Source organism: Acinetobacter sp. YH01006, assembly GCF_013420445.1.
Taxonomy (GTDB): domain Bacteria; phylum Pseudomonadota; class Gammaproteobacteria; order Pseudomonadales; family Moraxellaceae; genus Acinetobacter; species Acinetobacter pseudolwoffii.
The window spans coordinates 179938-198494 of record NZ_VOYB01000001.1 but is presented as its reverse complement, the minus strand read 5'-3'; the positions used below and the strand labels follow the sequence as shown (position 1 = coordinate 198494).

Annotated in this window: 19 protein-coding genes; 12 read left to right on the top strand and 7 right to left on the bottom strand. The window is 45.0% G+C overall.

Translation table 11 applies throughout. The annotated features are described in order from the left end of the window. The first annotated feature begins 86 nt into the window (after positions 1 to 86). The 5 genes from asd to truA all read left to right on the top strand — a co-directional run bounded on the left by asd (position 87) and on the right by truA (position 6143). Entirely contained in the window at positions 87 to 1205 is a 1119-nt protein-coding gene (asd, locus tag FTT73_RS00970) for an aspartate-semialdehyde dehydrogenase (protein ID WP_100329275.1), read from the top strand. Between the two features lie 123 nt (positions 1206 to 1328). Further along, entirely contained in the window at positions 1329 to 2936 is a 1608-nt protein-coding gene (locus FTT73_RS00965; RefSeq protein ID WP_180190874.1) for a hypothetical protein, read from the top strand. Positions 2937 to 3003: 67 nt separating this feature from the next. After that, entirely contained in the window at positions 3004 to 4314 is a 1311-nt protein-coding gene (locus tag FTT73_RS00960) for a fimbrial protein FimV (protein WP_180190873.1), read from the top strand. Positions 4315 to 4361: 47 nt separating this feature from the next. Continuing rightward, positions 4362 to 5330, top strand: a complete 969-nt coding sequence (locus tag FTT73_RS00955) for an asparaginase (RefSeq protein WP_180190872.1) — start codon at positions 4362 to 4364, stop codon at positions 5328 to 5330. Positions 5331 to 5345: 15 nt separating this feature from the next. Then, positions 5346 to 6143: a tRNA pseudouridine(38-40) synthase TruA gene (truA, locus tag FTT73_RS00950; RefSeq protein ID WP_005095479.1), complete on the top strand. Its 798-nt coding sequence runs from the start codon at positions 5346 to 5348 to the stop codon at positions 6141 to 6143. Positions 6144 to 6233: 90 nt separating this feature from the next. Here the strand turns inward: truA and FTT73_RS00945 are convergent, their stop codons facing one another. Continuing rightward, on the bottom strand, positions 6234 to 7241 hold the full coding sequence (locus FTT73_RS00945; RefSeq protein ID WP_180185873.1) for an AraC family transcriptional regulator: 1008 nt from the start codon (positions 7239 to 7241) through the stop codon (positions 6234 to 6236). A gap of 231 nt (positions 7242 to 7472) precedes the next feature. Between FTT73_RS00945 and infA the strand changes: the two genes are divergently transcribed. The 3 genes from infA to FTT73_RS00930 all read left to right on the top strand — a co-directional run bounded on the left by infA (position 7473) and on the right by FTT73_RS00930 (position 8759). After that, entirely contained in the window at positions 7473 to 7694 is a 222-nt protein-coding gene (gene infA, locus FTT73_RS00940; RefSeq protein ID WP_001284370.1) for a translation initiation factor IF-1, read from the top strand. A gap of 133 nt (positions 7695 to 7827) precedes the next feature. Beyond that, positions 7828 to 8208, top strand: a complete 381-nt coding sequence (locus tag FTT73_RS00935) for a hypothetical protein (protein ID WP_180190871.1) — start codon at positions 7828 to 7830, stop codon at positions 8206 to 8208. 146 nt (positions 8209 to 8354) lie between these two features. After that, a complete protein-coding gene (locus FTT73_RS00930) occupies positions 8355 to 8759 on the top strand; it encodes a hypothetical protein (RefSeq protein WP_100329334.1) in 405 nt (134 codons plus the stop codon). Positions 8760 to 8842: 83 nt separating this feature from the next. Here the strand turns inward: FTT73_RS00930 and leuB are convergent, their stop codons facing one another. From leuB to leuC, 4 genes are all read right to left on the bottom strand, one after another. After that, positions 8843 to 9922 carry a 3-isopropylmalate dehydrogenase gene (gene leuB, locus FTT73_RS00925; RefSeq protein WP_100329280.1) on the bottom strand — a complete coding sequence of 360 codons (1080 nt, stop codon included), beginning with the start codon at positions 9920 to 9922 and terminating at the stop codon, positions 8843 to 8845. A 42-nt stretch (positions 9923 to 9964) separates the two neighbouring features. After that, a complete protein-coding gene (locus FTT73_RS00920; RefSeq protein ID WP_005095471.1) occupies positions 9965 to 10528 on the bottom strand; it encodes a hypothetical protein in 564 nt (187 codons plus the stop codon). Between the two features lie 87 nt (positions 10529 to 10615). Next, positions 10616 to 11266 carry a 3-isopropylmalate dehydratase small subunit gene (gene leuD, locus FTT73_RS00915; protein WP_100329281.1) on the bottom strand — a complete coding sequence of 217 codons (651 nt, stop codon included), beginning with the start codon at positions 11264 to 11266 and terminating at the stop codon, positions 10616 to 10618. A 105-nt stretch (positions 11267 to 11371) separates the two neighbouring features. Then, positions 11372 to 12805: a 3-isopropylmalate dehydratase large subunit gene (gene leuC, locus FTT73_RS00910; RefSeq protein WP_005095467.1), complete on the bottom strand. Its 1434-nt coding sequence runs from the start codon at positions 12803 to 12805 to the stop codon at positions 11372 to 11374. A gap of 261 nt (positions 12806 to 13066) precedes the next feature. Here leuC and FTT73_RS00905 point away from each other — a divergent pair, with 261 nt between their 5' ends. From FTT73_RS00905 to ovoA, 3 genes are all read left to right on the top strand, one after another. Continuing rightward, positions 13067 to 13303, top strand: coding sequence for a DUF2061 domain-containing protein (locus FTT73_RS00905; RefSeq protein ID WP_005172852.1), 237 nt, complete (start codon positions 13067 to 13069; stop codon positions 13301 to 13303). 195 nt (positions 13304 to 13498) lie between these two features. Next, positions 13499 to 14374 (top strand): LysR family transcriptional regulator, encoded by an 876-nt coding sequence (locus FTT73_RS00900; protein WP_005095462.1) that lies wholly within the window; start codon positions 13499 to 13501, stop codon positions 14372 to 14374. Positions 14375 to 14523: 149 nt separating this feature from the next. After that, complete coding sequence (ovoA, locus tag FTT73_RS00895; RefSeq protein WP_180071902.1) at positions 14524 to 16698, top strand: 5-histidylcysteine sulfoxide synthase; 2175 nt, start codon at positions 14524 to 14526, stop codon at positions 16696 to 16698. Between the two features lie 43 nt (positions 16699 to 16741). On the opposite strand, the gene FTT73_RS00890 is transcribed toward ovoA, so the two are convergent. Further along, complete coding sequence (locus FTT73_RS00890; protein WP_005095458.1) at positions 16742 to 16990, bottom strand: DUF2789 family protein; 249 nt, start codon at positions 16988 to 16990, stop codon at positions 16742 to 16744. Between the two features lie 169 nt (positions 16991 to 17159). After that, positions 17160 to 17810 carry an HAD family phosphatase gene (locus FTT73_RS00885; protein WP_005095456.1) on the bottom strand — a complete coding sequence of 217 codons (651 nt, stop codon included), beginning with the start codon at positions 17808 to 17810 and terminating at the stop codon, positions 17160 to 17162. A gap of 182 nt (positions 17811 to 17992) precedes the next feature. Here FTT73_RS00885 and FTT73_RS00880 point away from each other — a divergent pair, with 182 nt between their 5' ends. Continuing rightward, positions 17993 to 18475 (top strand): RNA pyrophosphohydrolase, encoded by a 483-nt coding sequence (locus tag FTT73_RS00880; protein WP_005095455.1) that lies wholly within the window; start codon positions 17993 to 17995, stop codon positions 18473 to 18475. Positions 18476 to 18557: the final 82 nt, after the last annotated feature.

Here is an 18557-nt window from a genome sequence, read left to right as displayed (position 1 = left end):
TTTTGATTGTGTAGCACTTGCAGTTGAGTCCCTTTTTGATACACTCGAATCCCTTTAGAATTTTTAACGCACCGAGGCAAAGTGACATGAGAGTAGGTCTGGTCGGTTGGCGCGGGATGGTCGGTTCCGTCCTAATGCAACGTATGGTTGAAGAGAATGATTTTGCTCATTTTGAGCCATTTTATTTCTCTACCAGTAATGCAGGCGGTGAAGCGCCAGCATTTGGTGGTAAGACTGCCCCAGCACTTATGGATGCATCAGATATTAACAGTCTGAAGCAGATGGATGTCATTATTACCTGTCAAGGTGGCGACTATACCTCTGAGGTTTTCCCGAAACTGAAAGCTGAAGGCTGGAATGGTTACTGGATTGATGCAGCATCGACCTTACGTATGGATGATGAAGCCATCATCGTACTTGATCCGGTCAATATGCATGTGATCAAAGACGGTTTGGTAAAAGGCACCAAAACTTTTGTTGGCGGTAACTGTACGGTTTCCTTGATGTTGATGGGTCTAGGTGGTCTGTTCCAGAACAATCTGGTGGAATGGGCAACGTCTATGACCTATCAGGCAGCGTCTGGTGCGGGTGCGCAAAACATGCGTGAACTGATCAGCGGTATGGGTTATTTATACAATAACACCAAAGAATTACTCGATGATCCACGCTCTCCAATTCTGGATATCGATTCGAGAATTGCTGAATTACAACGCGGTGAAGGCTTCCCATCCAGCAACTTCGGTGTGCCTTTGGCCGGTTCACTGATTCCTTATATCGACAAGCAACTGGAAAGCGGCCAGTCGAAAGAAGAGTGGAAAGGCCAGGTTGAAACCAACAAGATTCTGGGCAACCAGCAGATCGTGCCGATTGATGGTCACTGTGTGCGTATTGGTGCCATGCGTTGCCACTCTCAGGCATTGACGCTAAAACTGCGTAAAGACGTGCCTCTGGATGAAATCGAAGACATCATTGCACGTGCCAATGACTGGTCTAAAGTGGTTCCGAATACCCGTGAAGCCTCGATGACTGACCTGACTCCAGTTGCAGTGACAGGTACGTTATCGGTTCCAGTGGGGCGTCTGCGCAAGCTCAACATGGGTAAAGAATACTTGGGTGCATTCACTGTCGGTGACCAATTGCTTTGGGGCGCTGCTGAACCATTACGCCGTATGCTGCGCATCCTGATTGATTATAAAAACGTTTAATATCCCGAGATGGATATAAAACAAAAAGCCGATCTTTATTGATCGGCTTTTTTATGTAACTATTGCGTAAGTATTTTACAAAAAAGAAACATCCCGTTAATCTATAATTTTCGCTATGCGATAATGACTGAGCTCACAATTAAGATGACTGTATATAAAAAATTAAAGCTTGCCATTTTAGCCATTGTTGCTTCACAGAATATTTATGCGATTAACGTAGATCCGGTTCAGATCCAGTCTGCGCCTGGAGAGTTACTCTATGCTGAAATGACCTTTCGACAATCTGATATGAATTTACCGATTGAGGTGAGTCTGGCTTCGCCTGAAGATTTAATCTCGATGGGTGCATCACATCAACCGCCTGGTCATCTGAACTTTTTCACCCGGCGTAGTAGTAATGGCACCGGAGTCATTACCATTACATCGTCTCGACCAATAACCGATCGGGAACTGAATATCATTGTCAAAATTAAGGAAGGCAATGCTGCACGTTTGCAACATATCCGCACGCCTTTGCAAGCGAAAACCGATTTATTAAAAGCCAGTCTAAAACAGAATGAACGCCCACTTGCGCCAGTTGTCATGGTCAGTGAAAAAGATATTGCTTTAAACCTGCCAGTGACTACCCATTACAACAGCTCTCCAGCCACTTCAAATAAGCAACCGGTTTTAGAAAAGCCGCTGGCTGTGCAACATGTTAGTCCGCCGACCTTGTCTAGCAGTTCAATTCCCAAAGTGGCACTTGCACCGGCTATATCGACATCAATTCCGGCTCCTCAGGTACAATCTGTCGCTGCTGTGCCTAAAAGTGACCCTGTCGCTGCCAGCAATACTCAAGCCGCTGTTAAAACTCCAGCATCGGCCACTTCAGATTCAACACATCATACTTCGCAGCCGATTCCCTCCCCGCCTGTTGCTACAGTAAAACCAACGCCGGCACAGTCTGTATCTGCAAATACGCCAGCGAGCAAGTTATCAGCAGATCATATTTCTCCAGAGCAAAATAAAGTATCTATGCAAAAACCGGCTGAGACTGGTTCTGAACATCAAAGCGCTTCCAGCGATCCATTGGTCAAGAAATTTGCCGAGGAACAGGCCAGAAAATCGGCTGGCTCAACTCCTCCTGTACAGACCCCAGCTCCAATTACAACAAAAGTTACACCAGCCAAGAGTGCCTCAGCCCAAGCTCAACCGACTTATATGGTTCAGTCCAATGAGTCGCTGTGGGGAATCGCATCACGAATTGCAGCAGAACAGCAACGTCCGGTTAATGAAGTGATGCAGCAAATCAAGCAAAACAATGAACATGCCTTTATCGGAGGAAATGCCAATCGTTTACGTAAAGGTGCAGCACTGAATTTAGCTATGATGAGTACTGTAACTGCTCCGATCAAAGTCACCGCCGCCAAGCAGACACAGGCACCTTCTCAGCCTGCTACCAAAACTAAATACCGTCTGAATCAGGCTGAAATGAGTCTGGTTGCTGAGAACCAGCACGATTCCGGACAGCTTTCTGCAAACCAGAACACAGAACACAATCAAACATCGAAGGAATTGTCATTAAAAGTTATGACAGCCCGAGAAAAAACCGTTAAATTACAGAGAAACGTAACCGAATTAGAATTGGCACTCAATCAGAAGGATCACAGAATTCAATTATTAAATGCGCGTCTGGCCCAGCTGCAACAACAGCTTAAAGCCCAACAAGCAGATAAGAAGCCAGTTAATTAAAAGTTACACATGACGATTTATTGGGATGAGTGAACATTGAATACACTCTATCCTCAAGGGGTAAAACATGCTGATTTATGTGATTCCATTAGTGATATTGATCATCGTATTAATTGTCGTCAAAAAACGACAAGATGCTCAAGAATCAGATAAAGCAAAAACTAAAACTGTAAAAGCGAAAAAACCTGGCTCTGCTTCAAAAACTGCCCCACAAAAAACCAAAGTAGTTGAGCCAGTCGGGGTCGCAAAAAAATCAGCAACGCCATTATCCGCAGAAACGCGTAAAAAAATTGAAGGCCTGATTCAGGAACGTAATTTTTTTGCGGCCGAAGCTCAGATTAACCAGGCATTGAATCGCGACAATTCCCAGCATGAGCTCTATCTGCTGTTGTTAGATATTCATATCTTACAGAAAGATGAGTTTGCGATTTCACAACTGCTCAACCATATCCGTTCTTTAAATTTAGATGAGATTCTGGCGCAAGCTGAAGCCAAACAGCGTGAATTTGATCAATCTTTATCTGCTGTTCAAGATACGATTGATTTCCCAAGTGCACAGCTTAAAACTTCATCTGTACAGGAAACCTCGGCATCTTCCGATGCCTTTGCTGATCTGGTCGCTCCCGCTCCTTCAAATGAGCAGGAATTTGAACAGTTGCAACAAGAGTTTCAACCAAGCAAGCCAGCTCCAGCAATTGAGCCTGTTGCGGATATTCAGCCACTTGAATTTAATTTTGAACCGACAACTACGCCGGTCATAGCGCCAAAATCTGAAGAAACTCCGGTACCTGCTGTAGATTTTGAATTTCAAGATACTTCATCTGCTGTTGTGCAAACTACACCTACGGCAGCAACAGAAACTGCACCTGTTTTAGATTTTAAACTGGAATTGCAGCAGGCTGCTCCAGTAGAAACAGCGCCTGCTGTATCTGAAGAGATCAAGCCTCTGGATTTCTCATTTTCTATAGGAACTCCAGCGCCTGTCGCCGAAAAAACCTCAGAACCAGCAATTGAGTTTGATCTGTCTAGTCTTTCTGCTGCTGCACCTGTGAGTGAATCTGCGACACAGACAGACCTTTCATCAGGCCTAGACTTTAAATTAGATCATGCAGAAACTAAACCTGCTGCAACAGGTGTTACTTTCGACATTCCTGCTACATCAGTTCAAACAGCCACAGACCAGCATGATCCACTGGTACAATCTTTCCCGGAATTACTGGACATCAATGAGGCCAGTCTGAATCTGGATCTTGCGCAGCAATATATTCAGCTCGGTGCCTATGTTGCCGCACGTGAGATCATTGCAGAGCGAGAAGCTGAATATACGGCCGAGCAACAGCAACGCGCAGAGCAATTACTGAATCAAATCGCATCTTGATGCATTTCGATTTACACTAAAGCAGTCAAGGGTTGGCTGCTTTTTTTATGATGAAAAATATTGCATTAATTTATATGGGTGGCACATTCGGCTGTGTCGGCGATCCACTTGCCCCGATGTCTGCGGATTTATTTATTCCCAAGCTCGAACAGATACTTGCAGACCAATATTTCGTTGAATGCCACCGCGCACCAGCCATTAAAGACAGTAGTGCCTGTACAGCCGCGGACTGGCTGCAATTGGTGCAGTTTATTCAAGAACTGCAATCTCGAAAGATCCAATATTTTGTGATTATTCACGGTACAGATACGCTGAGTTATGCCAGTGCAGTCCTGGCACATTTTCTCGGCAACTCGGCACATGTGGTACTGACTGGTAGTCAATATCCGCTGCTGAATGCTCAGGGCAATGAGCAGCGCGAATTTAGTGATGCGCTGGATAATCTGAGATTCGCCCTAGATTCTGTCAGCATGTGTACCGCAGGGGTCTATCTGGCTTTTCATCGTCAACTGATACATGCCCAGACGGCACTCAAACAGCATACCACCGAGTTAAATGCCTTCTCAGGTCTTGAGGCCAATATTACAATCCAGGCCAGTCAGCAGTGTTATCAAGTCAAAGCTGAAGATATTAGGAAAGCCGCTGGATTTAACTGCATGAGTATCATGATGCAACCGATTGATCTGGCCCAGCAACTGAACAACCTGCACAGCTTATTAGCCAGACCACCGCATTTTTTATTTCTGCAAGGTTTTGGCACGGGTAATCTCGCTGTCAATGAGGCCCTGATCGCACTCATTGATCAACTCTATGACCAAGGCTGTCTCTCTGTACTGACCACCCAGGTGCCTTTTGGCGCGACAGATCAGCGCTATGCCATTGCAGAATGGGTCAATCACTGCAAAATTCTGCTGAATGAAAGTTATGGCCATGCGGATCTGTATGCAAAAGCACTGAAAATGTATTTACAATACGACACTGTAGAGCAATGGCATCGTCATTGGTACGATCAATAAGGTTTTGAGGTCATTATGCAGCGTTTTGCGGTGGGAATTGAGTTTTGTGGGATGCATTATCGGGGATGGCAGACTCAACAGCCGGGTGTTGCAAGTGTGCAGGAAACCATTGAAAAGGTACTGAGCCGGGTTGCCGATCAACCGATTAGCCTACATGGTGCCGGACGTACCGATGCGGGGGTACATGCGACCAATATGGTGGCACATTTTGATAGCGATGCCATTCGTTCTGAACGTGGCTGGCTGATGGGTTGCAATAGCCAGTTGCCCAAAGATATCTCGATTCAGTGGATCAAAGAGATGGATCACAGCTTCCATGCCCGCTTTAAGGCTCAGGCACGCCGTTACCGCTATGTGGTCTATAATCATCCTGTGCGACCTGCCTTGCTGCATAAACAGGTCACCCATGTCTATGCTCCACTCGATATTGAACAGATGATGCTGGCTGCGAAAAAGTTTGAAGGTACACATAATTTTGAAAGCTTCCGTGCTGCAGCCTGCCAATCCAATCAACCGGTGCGCCATGTCAGCCACTGCCGTCTGATTCAGCATGGTCAATATCTGGTACTGGATATTCAGGCCGATGGCTTTCTGCATCATATGGTGCGTAATATCATGGGCTGCCTACTGGAAATTGGTCAGGGCATGTATGCTGCCGATCATATTGATAGTATTTTCGCGGCCGAAGACCGCAAAGCTGCTGGCGTGACTGCGCCTGCCGATGGTTTATATTTTATTCATGCCGACTATCCGGAGCAGTTTGAATTGCCTAAATTACCGTTGGGGCCGCATTGGCTGAATCTGCCGGAATAATTTTTAAATTTTTTAGAATATTTACCTCCCCTAACTCCTTCTGAAAGGAGGGGAATTCCTCCCTTTTTAAAGGGAGGTTAGGAGGGATTTTTAACGCTGCTTGCGTTTCCGATATTCCACTGGCGTTTCATTGGTCCAGCGTTTAAAGGCACGATAAAACGTACTTGGTTCCGAGAATCCGGTCAGATAGACAATTCTTTCAACACTTTCAGTGGTACTCGCCAGCAAACGCTTGGCCAGACGACAACGATAATCCGACAGAATCTGTTGAAAGCTGGTATGTGCTTCACTCAGTTGTGTTCTTAAGCGACGTGGCGTGATGTTTAGCTGTGCAGCTACAGTTTCCAGTGTGGTTTCGCCACTTTCCAAAGTAGAGCCAATCGCTCGACGAACTTCACCGACCAGATCATAACGCGCCAGTTCCTGCAGTTTTTCAATTGCCAGCTGCTCATGTAATTGTAAAAGCTCTGGTTCAGCCTGCCACAGTGGAAACTCTAGAATACTTGGGTCGAAATAAAGTCGGGTTTCTTTTTGACCTAAGCTGACCGGACACTCATAAACCCGGAAATATTCCTCGTCAGGAGCACCTTTGGAAAAATTAAAATCGATATAAATCGGTTCAAAACGTCCTTCGGTAATAAATTTGAAGAAACGCAGTACACCCGACATGGCACACTCGGTAAAATGACGATTGACCAGACTTTCAGCAAAAGGCTGCTCGCCATTGGTTAAATAGCAGCGACCATCTTCAATCACCAACTTGGCAGCAAAGGCATCGCTGATCAGTCGTTGATAGGCCAAGGCACGTTTCAGTCCCTCACCAAAATTTTCAGATGAAACAAACAGGTGTTCAATCACCTGACCACGATACAGTGGTAAATGTTCGCCCAGATGCAAACCAATATCCGGGTCCTTACTGACTTCTTCAGCTGCCACCCAAAAGGCATACTGGGCACTCAGCGGCGTACGGTCATTGGCCTCGACCTGATTTAAAGCAACTCCTGCTTTGGTCAAAAGTTCTTCTGTCGGCAAACCCGCACGACGAATCGCCTGATAGCCCAAACGCAATACGACTGATGCATCCGTTAGCTGACTCACTCAAAAGCCTTCCTTGTATGTACTTCATTTATACTTAAAAAGATTAATTTTAGATTAACTGCGATTGACCAAACTGACAACAGAAACCGACATTTTTTTAGTTAAAAAGTTTATCCTGATCGTTCGCTTATTTTACTGACAGATGATCAGTCTAACGCCCGTTTCACCTTGTATTTTGCAAAAAAATTGACTATAATTTGCGCCTTTCCAATTTATTCATTCAGGTAGGCTATGGCCAATAAAGAGGAACTCATCGAGTTCGAAGGCGTTGTCACCGAGACGCTTCCTAATACTATGTTCCGTGTACGTTTAGAGAACGGTCACGAAGTGATTGCCCACATCTCTGGTAAAATGCGTAAACACTATATCCGTATTTTAACTGGCGACAGTGTGAAGGTTGAAATGACACCTTATGATTTGACCAAAGGTCGTATCACCTATCGTGCACGCTAAGTTTTAGCGCAAGCAAAAGCCACTTTTAGTGGCTTTTTTATTGCTTTAATTTTTTATTGAAAAATAAAATAATTTGACACTGAACTGTAAACTCACGACTATTCATTTAATTAAAATAACATGTCTAAAAACCATGAATATGAAGTGCTTGGTCCTGCTGTGCAGCTTAATCCTCGTCGCCTGTGCCACAGGCGGCAAACATCACCTAAATCAGTCACTACAACACTATGTCGGTCAAAATGCAGCACAGGTTCGCAGCCAGCTTGATCTGAGTGCAATGGGATTTAAAACCGCCCAGCAACCGATTCAGACAGCAGAGTTTCTCAGCTACACTATTTTTCGGGACATGAATATTCCGATGGGTACACCGAATATTAGTCAGAGTATTTCGATCGGTGTACCAATGCCTACGCCCTCAAATGGCGGTTATAACATCGAGATGAAATACCAAATCCGGTTTGAGCTGAAAGATGAAATTATCCAATCCGTTCGCTATAGCGGCAGGGCTTGTTAAGCTGTCATCCTGTAGTCCAATTTCTTTGATGGATTGATGTTGAGCTAGCTCTCGCCCCCATCTGTACCGCGTGTCAAATTACAACAATACCAATCACACTTCCTGTCTACACTATTGATGAGTCGTTCCTGTGCAGGAGTGAAATGATGCGATTTTCCTATCTCCAACTATCGCTCGGTATTTTGGCCAGTGTTTTAATAGCGGGCTGTGCACATTCCCCCAATATGGGCCAATCTGACCGCGAAGCCTATTTGCAGCAGTTTGTTGGACAAAGCAGCCAGCTGATCGATCAAACTCTAGATCTAAAACGTTTAGGTTATCAGCAGTTCAGTGGGCCTGAACTCAGTGCCCAGCAATTAAGCTATGTGGTACAGCGCCCTGTTGCAATTCCTTTGCCTGTAGCACAGTTTCCGGCAGCAGGCGGTGCTGTACCTATTCCGGTTCCTGTGAGTCCTTCAGGTGGCTATGACGTCAATCTGCAATGTAAGATCACCTTCTTACTCAAAGATAATATTGCAACCGCAGTTCGTACTACAGGTCGAACCTGTTAACCTGAGCTAGATACGAGAAATCTGACATAAAAAAACGCAGCCCAAAGCTGCGTTTTTTAATCATTTTTTTAATCAAAACGGACTTAGTTCAATGCAGCAACCACTGCCTGACCCATTTCAACTGTACCGACTTTGTGCATGCCTTCAGACATAATATCTGCTGTACGCAAGCCTTGATCCAAAACATTGCCTACGGCATCTTCAATCGCTTTGGCTGCAGCTTCTTCACGGAAAGTGTAGCGTAGCATCATCGCAACAGACAAAATTGTGGCCAATGGGTTCGCCAGGTTTTGACCCGCAATATCAGGGGCTGAACCATGACAAGGCTCATACATGCCTTTAGCATTTTCATCTAGCGAGGCTGATGGCAACATGCCGATTGAACCTGTAAGCATCGCTGCTTCGTCAGACAAGATATCACCGAACAGGTTAGAGGTGACAATCACGTCAAACTGTTTTGGCGCGCGCACCAGTTGCATCGCAGCATTGTCGACATACATATGTGACAAGTTAATTTCTGGATACTGTTCTTCTTTCAACGCAGTAACGGTTTGTTTCCACAACTCAGTGACTTCAAGTACGTTGGCTTTATCCACTGAACAGACCTTGGCACCGCGCAGCTTCGCCATTTCAAAGGCAACTTTGGCAATGCGTTTGATTTCAGATTCTGAATACACATCCGTGTTATAACCTTGCTTCTCGCCGTTTTCCAGTTCACGGATCCCACGTGGCTGACCGAAATAAATACCGCCCGTCAATTCACGCACGATCAGGATATCCAGACCTGCCACGATTTCAGGTTTCAGGCTTGAAGCATCAGCCAATTGTGGATAGAGAATCGCTGGGCGCAAGTTGGCAAACAGGTTCAGTTCGCTACGTAATTTTAATAAACCGCGTTCCGGACGGATTGAGCGCTCGATCGTATCCCATTTTGGCCCGCCGACGGCGCCCAATAAAATTGCATCGGCTTTTTTGGCCTGTTCTGAGGTCACTTCAGGATATGGTGAACCGTGGGCATCAATTGCCGCACCACCGAGTAAACCCTGTTCCCATGTCAAATCGAGATTAAATTTTTCATTTACACGATCCAGTACCTGCTCTGCCGCTTTGACAATTTCAGGACCGATGCCATCACCAGCTAAAATCAAAATTTGTTTAGACATGAGATTTTCCGTTTAAAGCGTCAGATTCAGACCTGACAAAGGTTAAATTTTCTTTTCTACAAACTCTGCAATGCCGTTGACCACATTATAAGGTTTGCAAAAACGACGAATGGTTTTTTGCTCTTGCAATAAATCCACGCAAAGCGGATCAGGTGCAGAGGCATTTAATAAACTGCTGCTACGCGCACTACGGTCGCGGAACATTTTCAAGGTATAAGTTTTGTTGGCCTGAAAGCGATGAAACACATGTAAAATTTCCGCTTTATCCTTACTGATTGGATAAAAACGGACGACTAATTCATGCTGTCCTGCGGGTACTGACAAGTAAATCGGATTGGCCTGATTCAAATTCTTAGCCTGCAAACGTACCAGTTTTTGCTTTCGCGCCTCATTACTGAGGCGGCCATTGTCGTTATTGACAATGATGGTCTGGTTTAAGCGCTCGAACTGGCAATCCGATGTTCCTTTACAGTAAATCAACGCATTGTTTTTGCTTTCGGCATTTTCTTTGGCATGTTTGAGCTTCATGGTATCGATGCTTTGACATGCAGTCATCAGTACCGACACCGTACTTAAAGCAAGCCACTGTTTCCAATAATTCGCCATAATGTCTGTCTTACCCAATCAAAAAACCCAATAATCTTCCGATATTAGCAAGGGCATCGCAGTCATGCTATGACAATTTTCGCTGATTTAGCCCTGAATTTCGGCAAATACCCATGGACGTGATTGTTTGGTTTTTTCCTCATAAGCACGAATGTCATCCGCAGCTTGTAAAGTTAAACCAATATCATCCAGACCATTTAACAGGCAATGCTTACGAAATGGATCGACTTCAAATTGAAAGCTTTCACCATTTGGTGTGCGTACTTCTTGTGCGTTCAAATCGATGGTGAGTTGATAACCTTCAGTTGCAAAGCATTCTTTGAATAACTGATCAACAATCTCTTCAGACAAAATCACAGGCAACATGCCATTCTTAAAGCTGTTGTTATAGAAAATGTCGGCATAGCTTGGTGCAATCACGGTACGGAAACCGTATTCTTCCAATGCCCATGGCGCATGTTCACGACTAGAACCACAACCAAAGTTGGCGCGTGAAATCAAAATGCTCGCGCCTTGATAACGAGGTTGGTTTAATGCAAAATCCTTGTTTAAAGGTCGTTTTGAGTTGTCTTGACCCAAATAGCCTTCATCCAGATAACGCAATTCATCAAATAAATTCGCACCAAAACCACTACGTTTGATTGATTTCAAAAACTGTTTTGGAATAATTAAATCGGTATCGACATTGGCCCGGTCTAATGGTGCAACGATACCTTGTTCAACGGTATATTTTTTCATTGTCTTTATTCCTAAAGAATGTCATCACTTTAAATCTCCCCTAACCCCCTCTTTATTAAAGAGGGGAACTTCCTCCTTTTCTAAAAGGGGGACTGAGGGGGATTTTTAGAAACTACGCACGTCAACAAAGTGACCGGCAATTGCCGCGGCGGCTGCCATTGCAGGGCTGACCAGATGCGTACGACCGCCATTGCCCTGACGACCTTCAAAGTTACGGTTAGACGTCGATGCACAATGCTCGCCCGGTTGTAACTTGTCAGCATTCATTGCCAGACACATTGAACAACCTGGTTCACGCCATTCAAAGCCGGCTTCTACAAACACTTTATCCAGGCCTTCAGCTTCTGCCTGGGCCTTGACCAGACCCGAACCTGGAACCACCATCGCCTGCTTGATGCTTGCCGCAACTTTACGACCTTTGATCACTTCAGCCGCAGCACGAATATCTTCAATACGCGAGTTGGTGCATGAGCCAATAAAGACACGGTCTAATTGAATTTCAGCCAAGGCCTGACCGGCATTTAAACCCATATATTGATAAGCACGGTTCCAGTCATTGCGTTGTACCTCGTCTTTGGCTTGTTGCAAAGTCGGTACTGCCTGAGACACTGGAATCACCATTTCAGGAGAGGTTCCCCAAGACACTTGCGGCTCGATCTCTTCGCCTTGCAAGACCACAACTGTATCAAAGTGTGCATCTTCATCCGAATGTAAGGTATTCCAATACGCTACGGCCTGATCCCACTGTTCTGCAGTCGGTGCATAAGGACGGCCTTTAACATATTCGATGGTTTTGTCATCGACGGCGACCATACCTACGCGTGCACCGGCTTCGATTGCCATATTACAAACGGTCATACGACCTTCGATCGACATGTCACGGAACACCTGACCGCCAAATTCAATCGCGTGACCAGTACCCCCTGCTGTACCAATCTTGCCAATAATCGCCAAGACCACATCTTTCGGTGTCACGCCCTGACCCAACTGACCGTCAACGCGTACCAACATGTTTTTCATCTTCTTTTGAACCAGGCATTGGGTCGCCAATACATGTTCAACTTCTGAAGTACCGATACCATGCGCCAAACAACCGAAAGCACCATGGGTCGCAGTATGTGAGTCACCACAGACCACGGTCATACCCGGCAAGGTTAAACCTTGCTCAGGCCCAACCACATGCGCAATCCCCTGACGGATATCATTAATATCAAATTCAACAATATTAAAGGTCTTGCAGTTGTCGTCCAAGGTTTGTACCTGAATGCGCGAAGTTTCATCTTCAATGCCGGCAACACCCTGTTCACGCTCTTTTTTCGAGGTGGGTACGTTATGATCTGGTGTAGCAATGTTTGCGCTTAAACGCCATGGCTTGCGCCCGGCGAGTTGTAAACCTTCAAATGCCTGTGGCGACGTTACTTCATGTAATAAGTGACGGTCGATGTACAGTAAGGCAGAACCATCATCACGTTGTGTTACTAAATGGTCATCCCACAATTTATCATATAATGTTTTTGCTGTTTGGGTTGCGCCTGCCATGTCGATGTACTCCACTGGACTGGGTAAATTCTTGCTCTGATTTTGATTATATCGCTGCTGTCACATAAATCTAATTTATCATTTTTATTAGTTAAAAAACTTTTTGGAATCTTTCAAAAGCTGAATAAAATCATGCTTTCGCTGCATTCCTATAAATCTACTTTTCCGATCAATTTATTAAAAATATTCGTTTTTACAAATAAAATGAGAATTATTATTATTCCTGCATAGACAGAGATTTATATTTTGAGGAACTTCGACATGGCACATATCCAACGTTTTGTAGACAATAATCAGCGTATGTTTAAAAAGACCTTCAGCTATTACATTATGCACATCACGGTGGCGATGATTGTCGGTTATTTGGTGACTGGCAGTTTGGCCATGGCAATTGCCTTAAGTTTATTGGAACCCACAGTACAGGCAGTTGCGTTCTTCTTCCACGAAAAAATTTGGGAGCGCAATATCGAACAGCAGAATGAGGACATCACCGCCTGATCTTTTCTGTCGATGTTCCTGACCAAAGACCATCTCATCCAAGAGGGTCTTTTTTTGACGCTATTTAAATCCCAAGGCTTTGAAAATGTTTAGTAATGCAGCAATGCAATACAAACAAGCGAATTATGCTTTGATTTATTCTTAAAAAATAACAATAATATAATTACACATAAAAATTCTTTATAGGTGATTAAGATGAATCTCGCAGCTTTTGAAGCCTTCGTAAAAGTCATGGAAACTGGTTCGATTTCTCTGGCCGCAGATCAGCTTTTTATTACCCAGCCTGCCGTCACCAAACGTATTCACAGTCTGGAAGAATATTTTGGGGTCAAACTGTTTGAATCCGCCGGACGTGGTGTACAAGCCACCCATGCCGCGCATTCGCTATTGCCTAAAGTGAAAAACTGGCTGAATGAACTCGGTGATATTCATTATACCTTGAGCCATGAACAGGGTCAGGTACAGGGAAAATTGAAAATCGGCACCAGCCATCATATTGGCCTGCATCATCTTCCAAGTCATTTGCGCCGCTATGTACAAGAATATCCGGATGTAAGGCTGGATGTACATTTTGTCGATTCCGAGCAGGCGCACGAACAAGTCATTGCCGGCGATCTGGAACTGGCATTTTTAACCTTGCCGCCACGGGGCGATGCACGTCTGAATTATGTCACTATCTGGAATGATCCTCTGGTCTTTGTAGTTGCACCCTTTCATCCACTGGCCCAGCAAAAAAATCTGTGCCTGGAAGATTTGCTGAATTACCCGAGCCTGCTACCGTCTTCACAAACCTATACCTCACAGATTACTTTGGCCGAGTTTGAAAAACAGGGCATTAAACCAAAAGTCAGCATGAGCAATAATCCGCTGGAATCAATCCGCATGCTGGTATCCATTGGTCTCGGCTGGTCTGTGCTGCCAAAAACTCTGGTCAATCACGATCTGCATCAGCTGGATATCAATCTGGAAATGAACCGCCGGCTAGGCATGGTCTGGCATCCGGGTCGTACTCAGTCCAAAGCGGCGCAAGCTCTGGTTCAACTTATGCAAAGTAGTTCCCTGCCTCTTTAATTCATTTCTAAAAATGCTGCATTCAAAACAGTGCAGCATTTTGTTACCTAAATACACCCATCTGGGGATTTCTTTCGCGTATTTTTAAGATAAATCTATTCTTTTGCGATGCAGAGGAATACTTAAAATTATTCGATGGAGCCTGACGGATGCAGCTCGATTCTCCCCTAAAACCCCTCTCTCAAGATAAAACAAATGCCAGCAGCCTATGGCTTTCGGCCAAACCGATGTTGTTGCCTACACCTGCGCTTGATTTTGCCGACGAACAGACAGCGCGACACAGCCTACGTGATTACTTCCTGAATACCTTTGATACCTATGAGCAGTTATTTGAATGCCTCAAGCATGAAGATGCTTTTTTTATCAAGCCAATTAATTTGCGTCATCCGCTGATTTTTTATTTTGGTCATACCGCGACTTTTTTTGTCAATAAACTGCTGCTGAGCAAACTCATTACTGAACGTCTGAATCCGCATTTTGAAAGTATTTTTGCGATCGGGGTTGATGAAATGAGTTGGGATGATCTGGATGAAGTGCATTATGACTGGCCGACTGTGCAGGCAGTCCGGGATTATCGACATCAGGTACGCGCGCTGATTCTGAACATTGTTGAGCATGCCCCGCTGAATCTGCCCTTAAACTGGCACAATCCGTGGTGGACGCTGATTATGGGCATCGAACATGAACGGATTCATCTGGAAACGTCATCGGTGCTGATTCGTCAGCATGCTTTAGAACATGTACACCAGCATCCGCAGTGGCGTGCCAATATCATTACCGGCATTGCCCCGGAAAATAGTTTGATTGCTGTGCCTGAAGGCCAGGTACATCTACAGAAAGATTTTAACCATCCTTTTTATGGCTGGGACAATGAATACGGCCAGCATGAAGCCGAAGTTGCAGCCTTTGAAGCTGCAAAATATCTGGTGTCGAATCAGGAGTTTCTGGCCTTTGTCGAAGCAGATGGCTACCAGACCGGACACTACTGGAGTGAAGAAGGCTTAGGCTGGCTACAATTTTCACAAGCGACTCATCCGTGTTTTTGGCGCAAGACTGAACTCGGCTGGTCATTGCGCCTGATGCTGGAAGAAGTCCCCATGCCCTGGGATTGGCCGGTAGACGTAAATTATCATGAAGCCAAAGCCTTTTGTCAGTGGAAATCGCAACAGCTTGAAAAAACCATTCGTTTACCGACTGAGGATGAATGGTATCGCCTGTATGCGGTTTCAGACCTGGATCCAGATTTACCCAGTCCTGAACAGGCCAATATCGAATTGAAATATGGCACCAGTTCCTGCCCGGTCGATCATTTTCGGCAGGGCGATTTCTATGATATTCAGGGCAATGTCTGGCAATGGACTGAAACGCCAATCTATCCGTTTCAGGGCTTTCAGGTGCATCCTCTTTATGATGATTTTAGCACCCCGACCTTTGATGGACGGCATAATATTATTAAAGGTGGCTCCTGGATTTCAGCAGGCAATGAAGCCCTGCACAGCGCACGTTATGCTTTTAGACGGCATTTCTTTCAACACGCTGGCTTCCGCTATGTCGCCTCTGATCAAGCCTTGCAACAGTTTCCTTCACAGTATGAAAGTGACCAGTTGGTGTCTCAATATCTGGAGTTTCAGTACGGCGCCGAATACTTTGGCATCGCCAATTTTGCCAAAACATTGGTGCAGCTGGCACAGCCGTATTTCCGGGAAACTGCATGTAAAAGTGCTCTGGATATTGGCTGTGCTACTGGCCGCGCCAGCTTTGAACTGACACACTATTTTGATCAGGTCACCGGTCTGGATTTTTCTGCACGCTTTATTCAGCAAGCCGTCTTTCTGGCCCAAGGTCACCGAATCCGTTATCAGCTCCCCGTAGAAGGTGAATTAAGCGAAGAGAAAATCTGCTCGCTTGAGGATTTCGCTTTGGATCGGCTTGCCTCTAAAGTGGAATTTTTTCAGGCCGATGCCTGTAATCTGAAAGCACATTTTAGTGGCTATGATTTTATTCTGGCGGCCAATCTGATTGACCGGCTGCATCATCCCAAAGACTTTTTGACGCAGATCCATCAACGGATAAATATGGGTGGAATTTTACTGCTTAGTTCGCCTTATACCTGGCTGGAAGAACATACTGCACGTGATGAATGGCTGGGCGGCTTCAAGCAGGCAGACAGAGAGGTCACTACACTGGAGGGTATCTCGGAAATATTAAAGGCTCATTTTGAGCTGGTGACCCAGCCTCAGGATGTGCCTTTTGTTATTCGTGAAACCGCCAGAAAATATCAACATAGCTTGTCGCAAGTCAGCATCTGGCGACGCACTCACTAAAGCCTTCAAGCTAAAAAAGCCAATCATTCGATTGGCTTTTATTTCATCCTTCACTGGTTGAGTTTTCATGCAGGGATTCATTGAGTTGATCCACCACAATGGCCCATGAACCATCAGATGCAATTTTTTCGGTTAGAAACTGACGTTGTGCTTCTGACCAGTACGGTGCATCGAGTAAAGTCAGATCTTTATGCAGTTGATGTTCGTGAATAAACTTTTCAATGCCTTCCTGAGTGGCATCCAAGCCAAGCTGCTGAAACAGATGTGTCATACGCGGTCGAACGTGAGTCATAGCATTACACCTCAAACTTTTCCATTATTTTCATGTCCTGTTTTTTGAGCATAACATGTCCGAGGCAAGCGGACTGTGAAAAAACATTAACACTTACATTGAATTCGGGCAGATAAAAAAGCACAACCGAAGTTGTGCTGGATCAATCAGATGGATAAAAGGCAATCAGTTAAATCGACCAGTCCTGTATGTTCCAGCCCTGCGCTTTGGCTAAAACTTCAAGGCGGTCATCCGGATTCACCGCAATGGCATGATCGGCATATTCCAGCAAGAAACGGTCATTAATCGAATCTGAATAGGCCCAAGACTCGGTCACATCGCGACCTTGCAGCCACTGTTCCAGACGCACCAGCTTGCCTTGTTGATAACACGCGGTATTGATCACTTTTCCGGTATATTTGCCATCGAGTACTTCAGCATTGGTGGCAATAATTTCAGTAATGCCGAATTCACGAAAAATTGGTGCAGTAATAAAATCCGAAGTCGCGGTAATTCCGACCAGAGCATGACCGGCGTCTTTATGCCGTTGAATGGCCTTAAAACCTTCTGGACGCATTTGCGGGCGAATCACCTTTTGCATAAACAGCTGGTGCAACTCGGTTAAATAAGCATGCTCATGTTGGGTCAGAAACTGGAACACAAATTCATTATAGGCATAGGGGTCTAACTGACCTTTTTTATAGTCGTCATAGAACTTGTCATTCATGGCACGATGCTGCACCGGATCGACCAGGCCCTCGCTGACCAGAAACTCTCCCCAAGAATGATCCGAATCCGTGTTTAACAAGGTGTGATCGAGATCAAATAGCGCCAATTTCATGAAAATACTCGTAAAAACTGAAATTTAAGAAAAAAATTGTAAATCTATCTCCGCTAGTCGATAGAAATTCGTTAAGATCATAGCAATTTTAACATTTTTAAACTTTGCTTTTTTCGAGTTGGATAAAGAAATAACGCTCCCCGATGGCAAAGGTATAAATTAAACAATTTTTAGGTAGCCAAATGATCGACTCTGAGGGTTTCCGACCAAATGTCGGGATCATTTTGGCAAACGATGCTGGACAAGTTTTATGGGCAAAACGCATTGGTCATAATGCATGGCAATTTCCACAAGGAGGTATCCAATATGGAGAAACCCCTGAGCAGGCACTCTATCGTGAGCTGAGAGAAGAAGTTGGCTTATTGCCCGAACACGTCCAGATCATCGCGCAAACCAAAGGCTGGTTGCGCTATCGTTTGCCGCATCGATACATACGACCGGACTCCGATCCGGTGTGCATCGGTCAAAAACAAAAGTGGTTTTTACTCAAACTCACGGCCCCCGTTCAGCATATTCAGTTGAATCTGTCTGATCCGCCGGAATTTGATCAATGGCAATGGGTCAGTTACTGGTATCCATTAGGTCAAGTCGTGAATTTCAAACGTGATGTTTATCGCAAAGCTCTGGTGGAGTTGTGTCAGCAGCTGCCCCAGCAAAAACCTTAAAAAATCGCATAAATCATGCAGATTTTTTGGTCGGCTATTGTTATAAATAAACGTATCACTGAAATTCTGAATAGACGGAGCA

What these genes read in the sequence shown, in the direction of transcription:
- FTT73_RS00890 (WP_005095458.1), bottom strand. Translation starts at nt 16,990, where the DNA reads ATGACTCACGTTCGACCGCGTATGACACATCTGTTTCAGCAGCTTGGC.
- FTT73_RS00960 (WP_180190873.1), top strand. Translation starts at nt 3,004, where the DNA reads ATGCTGATTTATGTGATTCCATTAGTGATATTGATCATCGTATTAATT.
- FTT73_RS00965 (WP_180190874.1), top strand. Translation starts at nt 1,329, where the DNA reads ATGACTGAGCTCACAATTAAGATGACTGTATATAAAAAATTAAAGCTT.
- FTT73_RS00935 (WP_180190871.1), top strand. Translation starts at nt 7,828, where the DNA reads ATGAATATGAAGTGCTTGGTCCTGCTGTGCAGCTTAATCCTCGTCGCC.
- leuD (WP_100329281.1), bottom strand. Translation starts at nt 11,266, where the DNA reads ATGAAAAAATATACCGTTGAACAAGGTATCGTTGCACCATTAGACCGG.
- FTT73_RS00900 (WP_005095462.1), top strand. Translation starts at nt 13,499, where the DNA reads ATGAATCTCGCAGCTTTTGAAGCCTTCGTAAAAGTCATGGAAACTGGT.
- FTT73_RS00920 (WP_005095471.1), bottom strand. Translation starts at nt 10,528, where the DNA reads ATGGCGAATTATTGGAAACAGTGGCTTGCTTTAAGTACGGTGTCGGTA.
- truA (WP_005095479.1), top strand. Translation starts at nt 5,346, where the DNA reads ATGCAGCGTTTTGCGGTGGGAATTGAGTTTTGTGGGATGCATTATCGG.
- FTT73_RS00905 (WP_005172852.1), top strand. Translation starts at nt 13,067, where the DNA reads ATGGCACATATCCAACGTTTTGTAGACAATAATCAGCGTATGTTTAAA.
- leuB (WP_100329280.1), bottom strand. Translation starts at nt 9,922, where the DNA reads ATGTCTAAACAAATTTTGATTTTAGCTGGTGATGGCATCGGTCCTGAA.
- FTT73_RS00885 (WP_005095456.1), bottom strand. Translation starts at nt 17,810, where the DNA reads ATGAAATTGGCGCTATTTGATCTCGATCACACCTTGTTAAACACGGAT.
- asd (WP_100329275.1), top strand. Translation starts at nt 87, where the DNA reads ATGAGAGTAGGTCTGGTCGGTTGGCGCGGGATGGTCGGTTCCGTCCTA.
- FTT73_RS00930 (WP_100329334.1), top strand. Translation starts at nt 8,355, where the DNA reads ATGCGATTTTCCTATCTCCAACTATCGCTCGGTATTTTGGCCAGTGTT.
- ovoA (WP_180071902.1), top strand. Translation starts at nt 14,524, where the DNA reads ATGCAGCTCGATTCTCCCCTAAAACCCCTCTCTCAAGATAAAACAAAT.
- FTT73_RS00955 (WP_180190872.1), top strand. Translation starts at nt 4,362, where the DNA reads ATGATGAAAAATATTGCATTAATTTATATGGGTGGCACATTCGGCTGT.
- infA (WP_001284370.1), top strand. Translation starts at nt 7,473, where the DNA reads ATGGCCAATAAAGAGGAACTCATCGAGTTCGAAGGCGTTGTCACCGAG.
- FTT73_RS00880 (WP_005095455.1), top strand. Translation starts at nt 17,993, where the DNA reads ATGATCGACTCTGAGGGTTTCCGACCAAATGTCGGGATCATTTTGGCA.
- leuC (WP_005095467.1), bottom strand. Translation starts at nt 12,805, where the DNA reads ATGGCAGGCGCAACCCAAACAGCAAAAACATTATATGATAAATTGTGG.